This is a genomic window from Polyangium jinanense (assembly GCF_028435265.1).
Taxonomy (GTDB): domain Bacteria; phylum Myxococcota_A; class Polyangia; order Polyangiales; family Polyangiaceae; genus Polyangium; species Polyangium jinanense.
The window spans coordinates 119,549-134,289 of the sequence record NZ_JAGTJK010000010.1 but is presented as its reverse complement, the minus strand read 5'-3'; the positions used below and the strand labels follow the sequence as shown (position 1 = coordinate 134,289).

Annotated in this window: 11 protein-coding genes; 5 read left to right on the top strand and 6 right to left on the bottom strand. The window is 68.9% G+C overall.

Annotation, left to right across the window (positions count from 1 at the left end):
• Window positions 1-19 precede the first annotated feature (19 nt).
• The 3 genes from acnA (at window position 20) to KEG38_RS20900 (ending at window position 4,288) form a co-directional block, all read left to right on the top strand.
• Window positions 20-2,785 carry an aconitate hydratase AcnA gene (acnA, locus tag KEG38_RS20910; RefSeq protein ID WP_272421502.1) on the top strand — a complete coding sequence of 922 codons (2,766 nt, stop codon included), beginning with the start codon at window positions 20-22 and terminating at the stop codon, window positions 2,783-2,785.
• Window positions 2,786-2,796: 11 nt separating this feature from the next.
• A complete protein-coding gene (locus tag KEG38_RS20905) occupies window positions 2,797-3,795 on the top strand; it encodes a WD40/YVTN/BNR-like repeat-containing protein (RefSeq protein ID WP_272421501.1) in 999 nt (332 codons plus the stop codon).
• Window positions 3,796-3,976: 181 nt separating this feature from the next.
• A complete protein-coding gene (locus KEG38_RS20900; protein ID WP_272421500.1) occupies window positions 3,977-4,288 on the top strand; it encodes a hypothetical protein in 312 nt (103 codons plus the stop codon).
• Window positions 4,289-4,294: 6 nt separating this feature from the next.
• Here KEG38_RS20900 and KEG38_RS20895 read toward each other — a convergent pair whose 3' ends face one another.
• From KEG38_RS20895 to KEG38_RS20870, 6 genes are all read right to left on the bottom strand, one after another.
• Window positions 4,295-5,542, bottom strand: coding sequence for a CinA family nicotinamide mononucleotide deamidase-related protein (locus KEG38_RS20895; RefSeq protein ID WP_272421499.1), 1,248 nt, complete (start codon window positions 5,540-5,542; stop codon window positions 4,295-4,297).
• Between the two features lie 67 nt (window positions 5,543-5,609).
• Complete coding sequence (locus KEG38_RS20890; RefSeq protein WP_272421498.1) at window positions 5,610-6,542, bottom strand: formylglycine-generating enzyme family protein; 933 nt, start codon at window positions 6,540-6,542, stop codon at window positions 5,610-5,612.
• Complete coding sequence (locus KEG38_RS20885) at window positions 6,529-8,133, bottom strand: carboxypeptidase-like regulatory domain-containing protein (RefSeq protein ID WP_272421497.1); 1,605 nt, start codon at window positions 8,131-8,133, stop codon at window positions 6,529-6,531. Before KEG38_RS20885 ends, KEG38_RS20890 begins: the two co-directional genes overlap by 14 nt.
• Window positions 8,130-8,966: a zinc ribbon domain-containing protein gene (locus KEG38_RS20880; RefSeq protein WP_272421496.1), complete on the bottom strand. Its 837-nt coding sequence runs from the start codon at window positions 8,964-8,966 to the stop codon at window positions 8,130-8,132. The genes KEG38_RS20885 and KEG38_RS20880 overlap by 4 nt, the downstream gene beginning before the upstream one ends.
• Window positions 8,963-9,511 (bottom strand): cytochrome c-type biogenesis protein, encoded by a 549-nt coding sequence (locus KEG38_RS20875; RefSeq protein WP_272421495.1) that lies wholly within the window; start codon window positions 9,509-9,511, stop codon window positions 8,963-8,965. Before KEG38_RS20875 ends, KEG38_RS20880 begins: the two co-directional genes overlap by 4 nt.
• Window positions 9,512-9,517: 6 nt before the next feature.
• The gene (locus KEG38_RS20870; RefSeq protein WP_272421494.1) at window positions 9,518-11,746 is read right to left on the bottom strand and encodes a heme lyase CcmF/NrfE family subunit; all 2,229 of its coding nucleotides are present in this window, start codon (window positions 11,744-11,746) and stop codon (window positions 9,518-9,520) included.
• A gap of 165 nt (window positions 11,747-11,911) precedes the next feature.
• Between KEG38_RS20870 and KEG38_RS20865 the strand changes: the two genes are divergently transcribed.
• Window positions 11,912-13,171: a LeuA family protein gene (locus KEG38_RS20865; protein WP_272421492.1), complete on the top strand. Its 1,260-nt coding sequence runs from the start codon at window positions 11,912-11,914 to the stop codon at window positions 13,169-13,171.
• 35 nt (window positions 13,172-13,206) lie between these two features.
• Complete coding sequence (locus tag KEG38_RS20860) at window positions 13,207-14,634, top strand: hypothetical protein (protein ID WP_272421491.1); 1,428 nt, start codon at window positions 13,207-13,209, stop codon at window positions 14,632-14,634.
• The last annotated feature ends 107 nt before the right edge of the window (window positions 14,635-14,741 follow it).

The window sequence follows — 14,741 nt, the reverse complement described above, 5'->3', positions numbered from 1 at the left end:
GCCCCCCAAGGTGACGACCATGGCAGACAGCTTCGGTGCGAAGAGCACCCTCTCGGTTTCCGGCAAGTCCTACACGATCTTCCGCCTTCGGGCCCTCGCGAGTGATGCCGAGCTCGCGCGCCTCCCGGTCTCCCTGCGCATCCTCCTCGAGAACCTCCTCCGTCACGAGGACGGTCGTGTCGTCCGCAAGGAGCATGTCGAGGCCGTCCTCCGCTGGGATCCCAAGGCCGCGCCTTCCCAGGAGATCTCCTTCCACCCCGCGCGTGTCCTCCTCCAGGACTTCACCGGCGTCCCTGCCGTCGTCGACCTCGCCGCCATGCGCGAGGCGTTCGCGGGCATGGGCGGCGATCCCAACCGCATCAACCCGCTCTCGCCGGCGGACCTCGTCATCGACCATTCGGTCGAGGTCAACTACTTCGGCACCCGCGACTCGCTCGTTCGCAACGCCGAGCTCGAGTACCAGCGCAACGAGGAGCGGTACGTCTTCCTCCGCTGGGGCCAGCAGGCCTTCGAGAACTTCCGCGTCGTCCCGCCGGACACCGGCATCTGCCATCAGGTCAACCTCGAGTACCTCGCCCGCGCCGTCATGACCGACGCCGAGGGCCGCGCCTTTCCCGACACCCTCGTCGGCACCGACTCGCACACCACCATGATCAACGGCCTCGGCGTCGTCGGCTGGGGCGTCGGTGGCATCGAGGCCGAGGCCGCGCTTCTTGGCCAGCCCGTCACCATGCTCGTCCCCGAGGTCGTCGGCTTCAAGCTCACGGGCAGCCTGCGCGAGGGCGCCACGGCGACCGACCTCGTCCTCACCGTCACCGAGATGCTTCGCAAGAAGAAGGTCGTCGGCAAGTTCGTCGAGTTCTACGGCCCGGGCATCGCGTCGCTCTCGCTCCCCGATCGCGCCACCATCGCCAACATGGCGCCCGAGTACGGCGCCACGATCGGCTTCTTCCCGATCGACGGCGAGACCCTTTCGTTCCTGCGCTTCACGGGCCGTTCCGCGGACCAGGTCGCGCTCGTCGAGGCCTACTGCAAGGAGCAGGGCATCTTCCGCACCGAGGGCATGCCCGACCCCGTCTTCAGCGACACGCTCGAGCTCGACCTCGGCGCCGTCGAGCCCTCGATCGCCGGCCCCAAGCGCCCGCAGGATCGCATCCGCCTCGCCGCGTCGCGCACCGGCTATCGCCGCAGCTTGCACTCGATGATCGAGAAGAGCTTCGGCGACATCGACGCGGCCACCGTCGCGAAGTGGTGTGACGAGCCGAGCGCCGACAAGCCCACGGATGACGCCGTCGCGGCGCGCATGCTCGTCCGCGACAAGGTGCTCAAGCCCGTCACCGTCGAGGAGGGCGACACCTCGTACAACCTCCGCCACGGCTCGGTCGTCATCGCGGCGATCACCTCCTGCACGAACACCTCGAATCCGGCCGTCATGCTCGCGGCGGGCATCCTCGCGAAGAAGGCCGTCGAGCGTGGCCTCTCGGTCAAACCGTGGGTGAAGACCTCGTGCGCGCCCGGCTCGCAGGTCGTCGCGGATTACTACGAGGCCTCGGGCTTGCTCCCGTACCTCGAGGCGCTCGGCTTCCACCTCGTCGGTTACGGCTGCACCACGTGCATCGGCAACTCCGGCGCGCTCCCCGACACGATCGTCGACGCGATCAAGAAGGGCGACCTCGTCGCGGCGAGCGTGCTCAGCGGCAATCGCAACTTCGAGGGCCGCATCAACCCGAGCGTGCGCATGAACTTCCTCATGTCGCCGCCCCTTGTCGTGGCCTACGCGCTCCGCGGCGACATGGACTGGGACCCGTACTCCGAGCCGATCGGCAAGGATCGCAACGGCACGCCCGTCTACCTCCGCGACATCTGGCCGACGTCGGAAGAGGTCCGCGAGACCATCCGCTCGGCCGTGAAGAGCGAGCAGTTCAAGACCCGGTACGACAATGCTCTCGTCGGCGACGTCGCCTGGCAGAAGCTCAATGTCCCCGCGGGCAAGACCTTCTCCTGGGACGACAAGTCCACCTACGTCCGCAAGCCGCCGTTCTTCGAGAACCTCGGCAAGCAGCCGCAGCCGCTCACGGACATCGTTTCCGCGCGTGTCCTCGCGCTCCTCGGCGACAGCGTCACGACGGACCACATCTCGCCGGCGGGCAACATCTCGAAGACGAGCCCTGCGGCGCGTTACCTCATGGAGCACGGCGTCCAGCCGGCCGACTTCAACTCGTACGGCGCGCGTCGTGGCAACCACGAGGTCATGATGCGGGGCACCTTCGCCAACATTCGCATCAAGAACGCGCTCCTCGGCGGCGAGGAGGGGCCGAACACGCTCCACCTGCCCGCGGGCACGAAGCTCAGCATCTACGACGCGGCGATGAAGTATGCCGAGGAGAAGGTGCCGCTCGTGGTGCTCGCGGGCGTCGAGTACGGCACGGGCTCCTCGCGTGATTGGGCGGCGAAGGGCACGAAGCTGCTCGGCGTGCGCGCGGTCATTGCGAAGAGCTTCGAGCGTATCCACCGCTCGAACCTCGTCGGCATGGGTGTGCTCCCGCTCGAGTTTGCCGCGGGCGAGGACGCGCAGACGCTCGGCCTCGAGGGTCGCGAGACCTTCGACATCAAGGGCATCGCCGAGGGCGTCACGCCCTTCAAGAAGCTCGAGGTCGTGGCGACGAAGGCGGACGGCACCAAGAAGACGTTCACGGTGACGGCTCGCATCGATACGCCGAACGAGGCGGATTACTACCTGAACGGCGGCATTCTGCAGTACGTGCTCCGGCAGATGGCGAAGTAACATCGGCGCCCATGGCGCCCACGAATCGGCTCTCGTGCATCTCGCTCCTGCTCTCCGCCGTGCTCGCGACGAGCGCCTGCGGCGAGGACGAAACGGGCGAAACGCGTCACACGCTCGTTGCCGTGACGCATGGCGAGGGCCGGTTCGTGGCCGTCGGGTACGACGACATCGAGCGCGCCGACAACCTGCCCTTGCTCATGAGCTCCGCGGACGGCCTTTCGTGGACGCGGCACGACGCTTCGCTTCCCAGGCAAGAGCTCCACGACATCGCGTTCGGCAATGGCGTCTTCGTCGCCGTCGGCGGCACGGCTCATCCCACCGCGACGGGCGCGTCCATCCCGGTCGCGCTCACCTCGGACGACGGCGTCGCGTGGACGCGCATCGATCTCCCCACGACCGAGCCCCTTCGTCATGTCGCGTTCGGCGGCGGCCTGTTCGTGATCATCGACCATGCCGGCCAGACGTTCGTCTCGACGGATGGCCGGAACTTCACGCCGGCGGCGGCGATCCCCGACGGATACTCCATCAGCGGGATCACCTTTGGCGCGGGCCAGTTCGCCCTCTGGGGCTTCCATCCGGGCGTGTACCTCTCGCCGGACGCGCAGGTCTTCAGCGAAAAACCCCTCGTCGACGTGCAGGAGGTTCACTGCCTGCATTTCGCGGCCGGCCAGTTCCAGGGCATCGGCATAACCTCGGAAGGCCCGGACGAACAGCCGACCGTGACGAGTTTCGTCGTCACGTCCGAAACGGGCGACACGTGGGCTGCGAAGGTCGGCAGTTTTCCGTGCCATGGTTTGGCCGAGTCGAACGATGTCCTCGTCGCGGGCTCGGGGGATCAATTGTATCGATCGGTCGGAGGCAGCGACTTCGCGGTCACGCATACGGCTGCGGAGCGGCACAACCGGCTCGACGTGACGGTGGGGGACGGCGTCTTCGTGGCGGTCGGGGTCGACGAAATCGACACGAGCACGGACGGACAAACCTGGACCGTGACGCCGATCCCGCGATAACGCGATCTATTTGAAGGTTGTAGACCGCATTCGGCGCGGACAGCACGGCGGCGTCGCGGCCGAACGTGAGCGAACAGCTCCCGCGGCCGTTCGCGGCGTAATACACGGCCTCGCCCTTCGAGATGTTCATCTTGGCGCGTCCTTGCGGAACTCCGGCGGGCGATGAGGTGTCCTGCACGCCATGAGGCTCCACGCTCACGCTTTGCGCGGCTTTCTCGTCGGTCGGCGGCTCGGGAGGGCGCGCTGGGTCTCCGGGCAGATCACGACGCTCTCGTGGCTCGCCAGAGGCACGCTGGGCCTCCTCGCGCTCCTGATGATCCTCGGGAACCAACTGGATCAGGATATGCGCGCGAAGGGGCTCATGCCCGTGCAGATCGAGCCCCTGCCGTTTGTCGGGGCGCACCCGTGTATCTCCCCGAGTGACGTGGAAGAGCCCCCGCCCGAAGAGGAGCCCCCCTGCTCGCGAAAGGGCAAACGCCCGGACGCGCGCTGAACGCCGCTACTGCGCCCGCTCGGGCAAACCGAGCGCAATCCGGCGGAGCAGATCCAGCACGGCATACGCCGCGGCGATCTGCACCTCCTCGCGTTCGCCCTGAAAAACCTTGCTCCGCACGACCGTGCCGCCCGGATGCGCGACGGCCCAGTACACGAGGCCCACGGGCTTCTCCGCCGTGCCGCCCGTCGGGCCCGCGATGCCCGTCACCGACACGCCCACGTCCGTCTCGCAGACGCGACGCACGCCCTCGGCCATCTCCGCCGCCACCTCGGCCGACACCGCGCCATGCCAGCGCAGCGTGTCCTCCGAAACCCCGAGCAGCCGCGTCTTCGCGCTGTTCGCGTACACCACCGCGCCGCCGACGAGGTAATCGCTCGCCGGATAACGCGTCAGCATGTGCGCGATGAGCCCGCCCGTGCACGACTCCGCGAGCGCCAGCCGATAGCCGCGGCTGCGCACCGCGCGGCCCACCATCTCGGTGAACGCCTCGTCGCCCTCGCCGTACACCACGTCGCCGAGCCGCGCCTTCACCTCGGTCGACGCCCGGATCGCAAGGTCCCGCGCGACCTCTCGATTCGCGCCCCGCGCGTGCACCTTCACGTCGACCTCGGGGAAATGCACCCGATAGCCGAGCGTCACGCCCGCGTGCGTGCCCTCGATCCCCGCGAGCGCCTGCCCGACGAGGCTCTCGCCGAGCCCGTACGTCCGCAGGCGCACCTGGAACGTGTTGTTCGGCGCCGACGGCCGGATCCGCGGCAAGACCTGATCCGTGAACATGCGCTTCATCTCGCGCGGCACGCCCGGCAGGAAGAAGAGCGGCGTGTCCCCGAGCGGGATCGAAAACCCCGGCGCCGAGCCCACGCTGTTCGACAGGACGTCCGCGCCCGCGGGCAGGTCCGCCTGCTTCTCGTGGCCCGCGTTCATCGTCTTGCCGCGCGACTCCACGCGCCGCCGAATCGCGAGCAGCGCGCTCTCGTCACGCACGAGCGACACGCCCGCGGCCTTGGCCGCCGCCGCCGCCGTGAGGTCGTCCGTGGTCGGCCCGAGTCCGCCCGTCACGACGACCAGCCGGCGCGTCTGCGCCAGCGTGCGCAGCGCCGCGACGATCTGGTCCACGTCGTCGGGGATCGCGTCGATCACATCCACGGTGAAGCCCGCGGCCGTCAGCTCCGCGGAGAGCCACGCCGCGTTCGTGTTGACGATTTCGCCTCGGGTGAGCTCGGTACCGATCGAGAGAATCGCGGCGGTCATTTAGGGGCATGCACTCTATCCCATCACGCGCCCTTGACGAGGGGCTCGATGGCGAAAAAGCCACGATTCAGCGCGGAAGGGCAGAGCCCTCGGCCGCCACCGCGAACGGATACACACACCGGAAGCCCACCTCGGCCGAGCGCGTGCTTGCCGCGATCTCCAGGCGATTCCAGCTCCGAAGCGCGCTCGCCGCGCCGTCCCCGAACGACCCGCCCCGCGCCTCGGCGAGCGCCGGGCCCTCGGCCTCGCCCGCTTTGGGCGCCGCCCACTCGGCCACGTTGCCGGCGAGATCGTACGCTCCCTCGGGCGAAGCGCCGTCCGGATGCGAGCCCGCGATCTCCGGCCCCGTCGCGCCCTCGCCGCAAGGACCACGCACGAGCCCCCACGCCGCCCGCCGACAAACCGCGCCCGTGTCCCCCCAGGCATAACGCCGACCCTTGGGACCCGCGGCCGCGAAGGCGAGCTCTTCCGGCGTGGGGAGCGTGCCGCCCGCCCAGGCGCAAAACGCGCGCGCCTCGGACAAACCCACGCGGGAGAGCGCACGGCCAGGCTCACCCGAGAGCGGGACGGGCGCGCAAGCGGACGCGGCCACGCAGGCGGAATAACGCGCCTCCGTGACCTCGTAGGCGTCGAGCGCGAAGGCCTCCATCGGCACGGCGCGCGGCATGACCTGGCCTTGCGCTTCCCAGTCACTCGGGCCGATCCGCAAGAGGCCGGCCGCGATGCCCACGGCGCGCGGCGTGGCCACGCACCCGGCCTCCGTCACGACGAGCCCTGCCGCGCATCGCGAGGGTTTGCCCGCGCAACGATCACCCGCGAGGGTTTGTCCTTCCCCGCAGCAGCGCGCCCCGAGCGCGATCATCCCCGGCGCACACCGTGCCGGCGGCGCTGCGCGCTCCCGCGCCACGAGCACCACGGCGACGGCGAGCCCGATCGAAAGGGCGAAGAGGCCGATCGTCCGGACAACCGGCCTCGCCCCGCGCGCTTCAGGCCGAGCCACCCTCGCCGCGGGCCTCCCCTCGGGGTCGTCGCGTCTCGCCGCGATCGCGCCTGCGCTGCTCGGCGCGCGCGGCCTTCACCTCGTCGAGCCGCGCCTCGATCCGCGCGAGCGCGTCGAGCAGCGCGGCCTTGAGCCGACCGTACGTCTTCGGACCGATGTCGCCCTTCTTGTGCGCCTTCTCCAGCGCGACGAACTCGCCGAGCAGCGCCTCGCGTGCTTCGAGCAGATCGTCCTTCGCCTCGTCGGGCACCGTGCCCTCCGAGCGCTGGCGGATGGTGTACGCCGCCGCGAGCGCGGCTGCCGAGAGCGCGAAGAACAGCGCGAACCAGCGCGTGTTTCCGGGCACGGGCAGGCCCGTGATGGTGATGTCGAGCCCGCCGATGCCGCGCTCGCCTTGTATCGCCTGGCGCATCGTCACCATCACCTTGCGGCCGTCGCGCCCGGTCTGGCGTTGCGCTTCGGGGAAACCGGCGACCGAGAGGCCCATGGTCTTGTTCGCCTCGGAGAAGATCCGCACCTCGCCGACGCGTGGCGGGAGCACGACGTGGAAGGTTTGTCGGTCCTTGCCTTCGAGCGGGATCTGGTAGCTGAACGAGGCCTCGTGCCGCCCGGGCGCGATCGTGCCCGAGAGCCACGGTCCCTTCTTCGGCTCATCGACGAACCGCACGTCGGTCATGCTGTCGGGGATGCGGAACGCTTGATATCCCTCGGGCAAACCGACCTGCGCGTCGCCCTTGCCCGGCACCCACGCGACCTTGCCGATGTTGAAGACGTTGAAGAGCTGCTCGACCTGGAGCACGCCTTCACGCAGCGACACGAACACGAACGACTGCGCGCCGACGAGCGCGTTGTTCACGTCGTCGGTCGCTTCGTATGCATGCAAAACGACGCGCTTGCCGGCCTTGTCCGAGAGCGCGAACGGCTCCGTCGCGTACGTGCCGAGGCCACGCTGCGTGGTCACGCGGTAACTCGTGCCCGCGCCGACGGGCAGGCCATCGAGCCGCGCCGTGCCTTGCGCGTCGGTCGTGACCTCGCGGCGCTCGCGTTTGTCGCCTTGCGCCACGCTGCTCTTGAGGATGCCGATGATCGCGGTCGCGTTCGGGATCGGGCGCTCGTCGGCGTCGTGGATCGAAAAGACCATCGTGCCCGGCGGCAGCGTCTGATCCTCGACCGCGGTGTCGGGCGGCGCCTCGAAAAACCCGCTGTTCCCGCGGCGCGTGTCGCCATGCGGGTTCGCCCCGTGTGGCGCTTCGCCGGGCCCGTGGGGATCCATCCCCGCGCCGTCCTCGACGCTCGGATGCCCCGGCGGAAGCTCGCCGACGTCGGGATGTCCTTCGGGAAGGGGACCGGCCGTCTTGCCGGCATCCCCCGCGCCCGCGTCGCCGGGCCCCGCGTCGGGTTTGTCCGCGCTGGGCTTTTCCTTTTCGGCCTTCGCGTCCGGCTTCTTCGGGGCCGCCGCCTCGGCCTTCTTCGGCTCCGCCGGCTTGTCCTCACCCGCGGCGGTCGCCACGTGCGGCAGCGAGATCGCGGCAGCAGCGATGGTCAGGGCCGCGCCGAGGATCCCAAGACGGGTTCGTCGGATCGTGCTCACGACGCCTCCGCCTCCTCGTCGGCCTTCTTCGCCTCGCGGGACTCCTGCGCGGGCTCGGGCGCGGCCATGCGCGCTCCGCATTTCTTGCAGAACAAAGCGTCCTCGTCGTTCTCCGTGCCGCACGCGTCACACGCGCGCTGCGCGGCGGCCTCGTCGCTCGCCTGGGCGGGCTTCTTCGCCTTCTTCTTTTTCTTGGACTTGCGCGGGGCCTCGTCGGCCTCTTCCTTCGCCGCCGGCTTCGGCTCGGCCTTCGGCGCGGGAGCCTCCGCGGCCTCCGCTGCCTCGTCCGTCGCGCCGTCCTCGTCCTCGTTCGTCTCTTCGGGCTCGGCGTCGACCAGGCCGAGCTGCTTCAGGCGTCGCTGCACGAGCGCCTCGGCCCGCTCGCGGCCCGGCGCGGCGCTCTCATCGAGCGCTTGAAGCAGGCGCTTCGCCTCGGCGCGGTACTTCGCGACGAGGGCGCGATAGTCCTCCTCGCTGATCTTGCCGACGCTGCGCTCGAACTCGAGGTCCTTCAGCGCGCGGATGACGGCGCGCTTCTGTTCCTCCTCGGCGCGAGGCGGCGCGCCGATCGCGTAGGCGTCGGCGCCGGCGAGCGGCGTCTCGCCGAGCAGCGTGCGCAGGCTCGCCCAGAACGCCGCGATCACGAGGACCAGCACGCAGCCCGCGAGCACCAGGATCGCGGTGGAGACATCCACGAAGACGCCCGCGGCGATGACGAGGGTCGTGATCAGGCCCGCGACGAACAGAGCGAGCCGAGCCAAGCTGGGATCGGACTCCGGGAAGAAGGCCCGGAACACGGCGCGGATGAGCCCGACAGGGATCACGATCCTCATTCGTCGTCGAGCTCCTTCAACTCCTGATCGAGCTTGTCGTCGTAGGCGTCACGCGTGTCGTTCTTGGCCTGGCCCTTCGTTCGCGCGGGCGCGGCCGTCGCGGCGGCGAGACCGCGGCGCTGCCAGCGCCTGAGCACGACGAACACGAGCCCGGCACCGGCCACGATCGCCGTGATGGGCACGACCCAGAGCGCGCGGCTCGCGCCCTGGTTGCGCGGCACGGCGAGCGACTTCGGCCCGTACTGCGACACGTAGACGTCCTGCGCCTGCTCGACCGTCTTGCCCTCGGCGAGCAGCTCGCGGAGCGCCGTGCGTCGCTGGTGCGCGATGTCGCACGGGCAGGTGCCGAGCGTCTCGCGCGGGCATCCGCAGGTGCAGATGAGGCTCCAGAAGAGCTGGCGCTCGGTCTCGTTCTGGATCGACACGGTCCCCGTGCCGCCCGTGTGCTGGCCGTGCGCGAGGTGCGGATCGAACGTCAGCCACGCGGCCGCGAGGCCGGCCGCGGTGAGCAGCGCGAGGTGGAGCGGTGTTCGTCGAGTGGTCATTCGGAGTTACTTGGCGGGAGCGAGGGCAGCGCCGGGAGCGGGCGCAGGAGAGGGCGCTTCGATCGCCGGCGCGGGCGGGGCGCGCGGGGCGGCCGGCCCGCCGTACGCGAGGGAGGGGCCGCCCGCGAGGAGCAGGGCGAAGATGACCGAGGTCGCGACCGAGGCCGCGGCGCGGATGTAGCCGAACGCGCCCGCCTCCTCCAGCGCGACCTCGGGCCACATCGACACCATCGCCCCGAGGATCAGGATGCCCACGCCGATCCAGATGAAGTTCACGAGCGGGTTCACGTGGAACTGGAACGAGGCGACCTTCGTCGTCGGGTTGACCATTCCTACGATCACGTAGAGATCGTCGCGGATGGTCATGTGCTTGGCGACCTCGGTCGAGGGCTGATCGGCGCCGGTCTTGTAGATGAACTTCGCCGGCGTGACGCGGCCGATGGGCCTGCCCTGACGGACCACGTCGAGGTCCGTGAAGATCATGCGCTTCTCGTTGTCGACCTCCATGCGCGGGCCGACGTACGTCATGGAGTAGTAGTCGACCTGGGCCGTCTCGCCGGGCGACATGCTGAGCTCCTTGTCGACGCCCCAGGCGCGGCCGGTGAAGCCGAGGAACATGAGCGCGATGCCCACGTGCACGACGTAGCCGCCGTAGCGGCGGCGCGACTTCGCCACGAGGTTGAAGAGCGAGGTGAACAGGCCCTCGTCGCTCTTGTTCCGCTGCCGCGCCGCGACGCCGCGGTAGAACTCCTGCACGACCACGGTGATGTTGAACGCGACGAGCATCACCGTGACGAACGGCAGCTTGCCCGAGACCCACGCGAGCGCGCGGCCGAGCGTGCCCTCGTAGATCGGCGCGGCGTCGTAGAACGCCGGGTAATTGAAGCGCTTGCCGACGAGGAGGTGGAGCGTGCCGACGACGAGCATCACCGCGACGGGCCAGCGGAAGCTCTTCAGGAAGAGCTCCGGGCTCGTCTTGCGCCAGCCAAGGAGCGGTGCCGCGCCCATGAGGAAGAAGATCACGAGCGCGAGCGGCGGGATCCAGGTGTTGTAGAACGTCGGGCCGAGCGTCGACTCCTGGTTGAGCAGCCACTCGCTGATGCGTGGCCACGTCGTCGCCGTCGCGATGAACACCGTCAGGCTCAGGAAGCCCCAGTTGTTCAGCACGAACGCTGCCTCGCGGGACAGGGCTGACTCGAAGGCGCCCTCGCTCCGAAGCCTCGGCAAACGCCAGACGATGAGCGAGATGCTCACCGCGGCGATCACGCCCATGTACCAGACGAAGAAGATGCCGATGCCGGACTGGGCGAAGGAGTGGACCGACGAGATGAGGCCGGAGCGCGTGAGGAACGTGCCGAAGATCGTGAGGAAGAACGTCGCGCAGATGAGGAAGACGTTCCAGATCTTCAGCATGCCGCGCCGCTCCTGGATCATCGTCGAGTGCACGTAGGCGCTCGCCGTGAGCCACGGGAGGAACGCCGCGTTCTCCACGGGATCCCAGGCCCAGTAGCCGCCCCAGCCGAGCTCTTCGTAGGCCCAGAGCATGCCGAGCGCGTTGCCGATCGAGAGGAAGAGCCAGGCGAAGAGCATCCACTTGCGCGTGGCCACGATCCACTCGTTGTCGAGCCTTCCTGTGGCGAGCGCCGCGATCGCGAAGGCAAACGGGATCGCCGAGCTCGTGAACCCGATGTAGAGGCTCGGCGGGTGGATGATCATGTAGAAGTTGCGGAGCTGGTAGTTCAGCCCGCTGCCATCCATCGGCGCGCCGCCCGCGCTCGTCGTGAAGGGGTTCGCCGCGAAAATCATGAGGATCGCGAAGAAGCCGATGATGGTCATCAGCGTCGCGATCACGAAGGGTTGGAGCTCGAGGTACTTGCGCCGGAGCCACGCCACGCAGCCCGCGGAGAAGCCGGACGTGAGGAAGAGCCACCAGAGGAGCGAGCCGTCCTGGCCGCCCCAGAGCGCCGCGACGAGGTACGGCGTGGTCATCGAGCGGTCGCTGTATCGAGCGACGTAGCTGATGCGGAAATCGTGGCTCACGAAGGCGAACGCGAGGACCAGGACCGAGAGGCCGACGAGCGCCACGGTGCCGTACGCGCCGAGCCGAGCCGCCTGGAGCAGGCGTGGCCTGCCGGTGCTCGAGGCGAGCGCGACGGCGAACGTGTACGCCGCGGCGATCAGGATCGCGTAAAGAACGCCGGTTCCGAACTCGGGGAGCGATTGCCAGATCGACATGGCGGGGGGCAGAGCTTAGGCCGGCCACGGAGCCGGGGCCACGTCTACGCGCCCTATTTCCCGAGGACGCCTCGTTGCCGCTCGTCGGGCGAGGCCACGACGACGCGAGGCGGCAAATACGCGTCCCCTCGTCCGACGGGAGCGAACGCGATTATACTTCTCCACATGAGCGCCACGCCCGACTTCCGATCCGACGACCTCATCTACGACTGGAACGAGATCGGGCGCAAAGGACGCTTGATCCCCCGGGACGTCACGTTCTTCGACGAGACGCTGCGCGACGGTCTGCAGAACCCCTCGGTCGCGGATCCGAACATCGAGCAGAAGCTCCGGCTGATTCACCTGATGTCCAAGATCGGCATCCACGTCGCGGACATCGGCCTGCCCGGTAGCTCGAAGCGCGCGTTCGACGATGTCCTGCGCATGTGCCGCGAGATCACGGACAACCGCTTGCCGCTCGGCGTGGCGTGTGCAGGTCGCACCGTGGTCTCCGACATCACCCCGATGATCGAGATCTCCCAGCGCGCGGGCATCCCCGTGGAAGTCTACTGCTTCATCGGATCGAGCCCGATCCGCCAGCTCGCGGAGGACTGGGACCTCGACACGATCGTCAAGCGCAGCGCCGAGGCGATCGACGTCGCGGTCAAGGCTGGTCTGCCCGTCGCGTACGTGACGGAAGACACGACACGCTCGCGTCCGGACATGCTGGCGACGCTGTTCAAGATGGCGATCGATCACGGCGCGTCGCGGCTCTGTCTCTGCGACACCGTGGGTCACGCGACGCCGGACGGCGTGCGCAACCTGATCTCGTTCACGAAGGCGATCATCGCGGGCCATGGAGCGGACGGAAAGGTCCGCATCGACTGGCACGGTCACAACGATCGCGGGCTCGCGCTGGAGAACGCGCTGTGGGCGCTGGAGTTCGGGGCGGACCGGGTGCATGGGACGGCGCTCGGGATCGGCGAGCGCGTGGGGAACGCGGCGATGGAGTTGATCCTCCTGAACCTGAAGCTCCTCGGCCTCCTGGAGCACCAGGACCTCACGCACATGCTGGAGTACTGCAACACGGCGGCGGAGGCGGTGGGCTGGCAGATCCCGATCAACTACCCGCTTGTCGGTCGCGACGCGTTCCGCACGGCGACGGGCGTGCACGCGGCGGCGATCATCAAGGCGCAAGGCAAGGGCGACGCGTGGCTCGCGGATCGGATCTACTCGGGCGTGCCGGCCGGCATGTTCGGGCGGAAGCAGGAGATCTGCGTGGGGTACATGTCGGGCGCCTCGAACGTGAATTTCTGGCTGCGGCAGCGGAGGATCGAGCCTTCGAAGGAGCTCGTGGAAGCGATCCTGAAGAAGGCCAAGGGGTCGAGCCACATCCTCTCGGACGAGGAGATCCTGGCGGTCGTCGACGAGGTGAACGGGCGGTAGGGCGCGGCCTCGAACCGGGGCATCATCGCCCCACCATGCGCGCTCGACACCACGCTTCCATCCTCGTCGTCCTCCCGCTTTCTTTCCTCGTCGCCTGCTCCTCCGAGAGCCCCACCCACCTCGCAGCCGGAGGCGCCGGAGGGAGCGGAGGCTCGTCGAGCTCGATCGGCTCCGGCGGCGCCGGCACGGGCGGCAGCGGGAGCACGAGCGCGACCACGGGCAGCGGTGGCGAAGGCGGTAGCGGCGGCGGAGGCGGCAGCGGCGGCGGCACGTGCGTGGGCGATCCGAGCTGCGTGTGTCCTTCCAAAGGTCCGATCGCCGGGTACGCCGAGCACGACGGCCTGCGCGCGATCGACCCTGCTCATTTTGATCTCGTCGACACCGGCACGTTCGCCGAGAACGCCGCGCTGATCGACGGGCTCGGTCTTCCGTTCGTCACGCTCGAATCCATCTCGCTGAACCGCACCGGCACGAAGCCCGACGCGGCGCTCGCGGCGGACCTCGCGACCGTCGTCGGCTACCAGGGCGCGTTCGAGTGGGAGGCCGGCGATCAGAACGTCACGTACTGGGTGCCGCAGGGCCTCACGGGCGGCACGGTGGGCGCGCGCGAGTACGTCGTCGTGTCCTGGCATTACGACGAGGCGCACCTCGCCGATGATCCGAACCCGCCCGCGAGCGGGGACAAAGGCGTGCGGCTCTCCTTCGCGAACGTGAAGACCCTCGGCGGGGATGTTCTTTACCGGCACGTCCTGCTCGTCGCGCCGGATGCCACGAAGGGGCTCGTCTCGGTGGACATTCATGCCGGCGGGATTGCGCTCTTCGGGCCGTGGCTTTTCGTCGCCGATACCTCGCGCGGCATCCGCGTGTTCGATACGACCCGCCTGCTGTCCGTCTCGACCTCGGAGGCTTGCGCGTCGCAGATCGGCAAGGTCGGCGCCGAGGTTTGCGCGTATGGGTATGCGTATGCATTGCCCCAGGTCGGCGCGTACTTCTACCCGGCCGGCACGGACGCGAGCTGCCGCGCGAGGTTCTCGTACCTCTCGCTCGACGCGACCTCGAACCCGCCTTCGCTCGTCGCGGGCGAATACGACAACGACCCGGCGGTCGGCATTTACAGCAGGCTTTTGCGTTACCCGCTCGATCCGGAGGCCCAGAAGCTCGCGACGGACCCGAAGGGCGCCGCGCACGCGACGGGCGCCTGGTATGCGGGGAGTCGTAATGTGCAGGGCGCGGCGAGCGTGTCGGGGAAGTTTTTCCTGAACGCCACCCGTTACAACGGCGCGCTTTTTACAGGCGCCGTGGACCAGGCCAGCAAGGTGTACCAGGCCTCCGATGGGAAATGGGGGTGGATGCCGGAGGGCATTCACCACGTTCCGGCGAGTGATCGGATGTACATCAACACGGAGGGGCACGCGAACATGCCCCGGATCGTGTTCGCGGTGAAGGCTTCGGCGATCCCCTGAGCATGTGTGGTCCACCGGACGGTCGAGGGACCTGGGGGAACGGGTTCAAGGTCGATCCGGGAGGTCGATCGACCTGCTCGAACCGGTTGCAGACGTGGTGGAGGAGG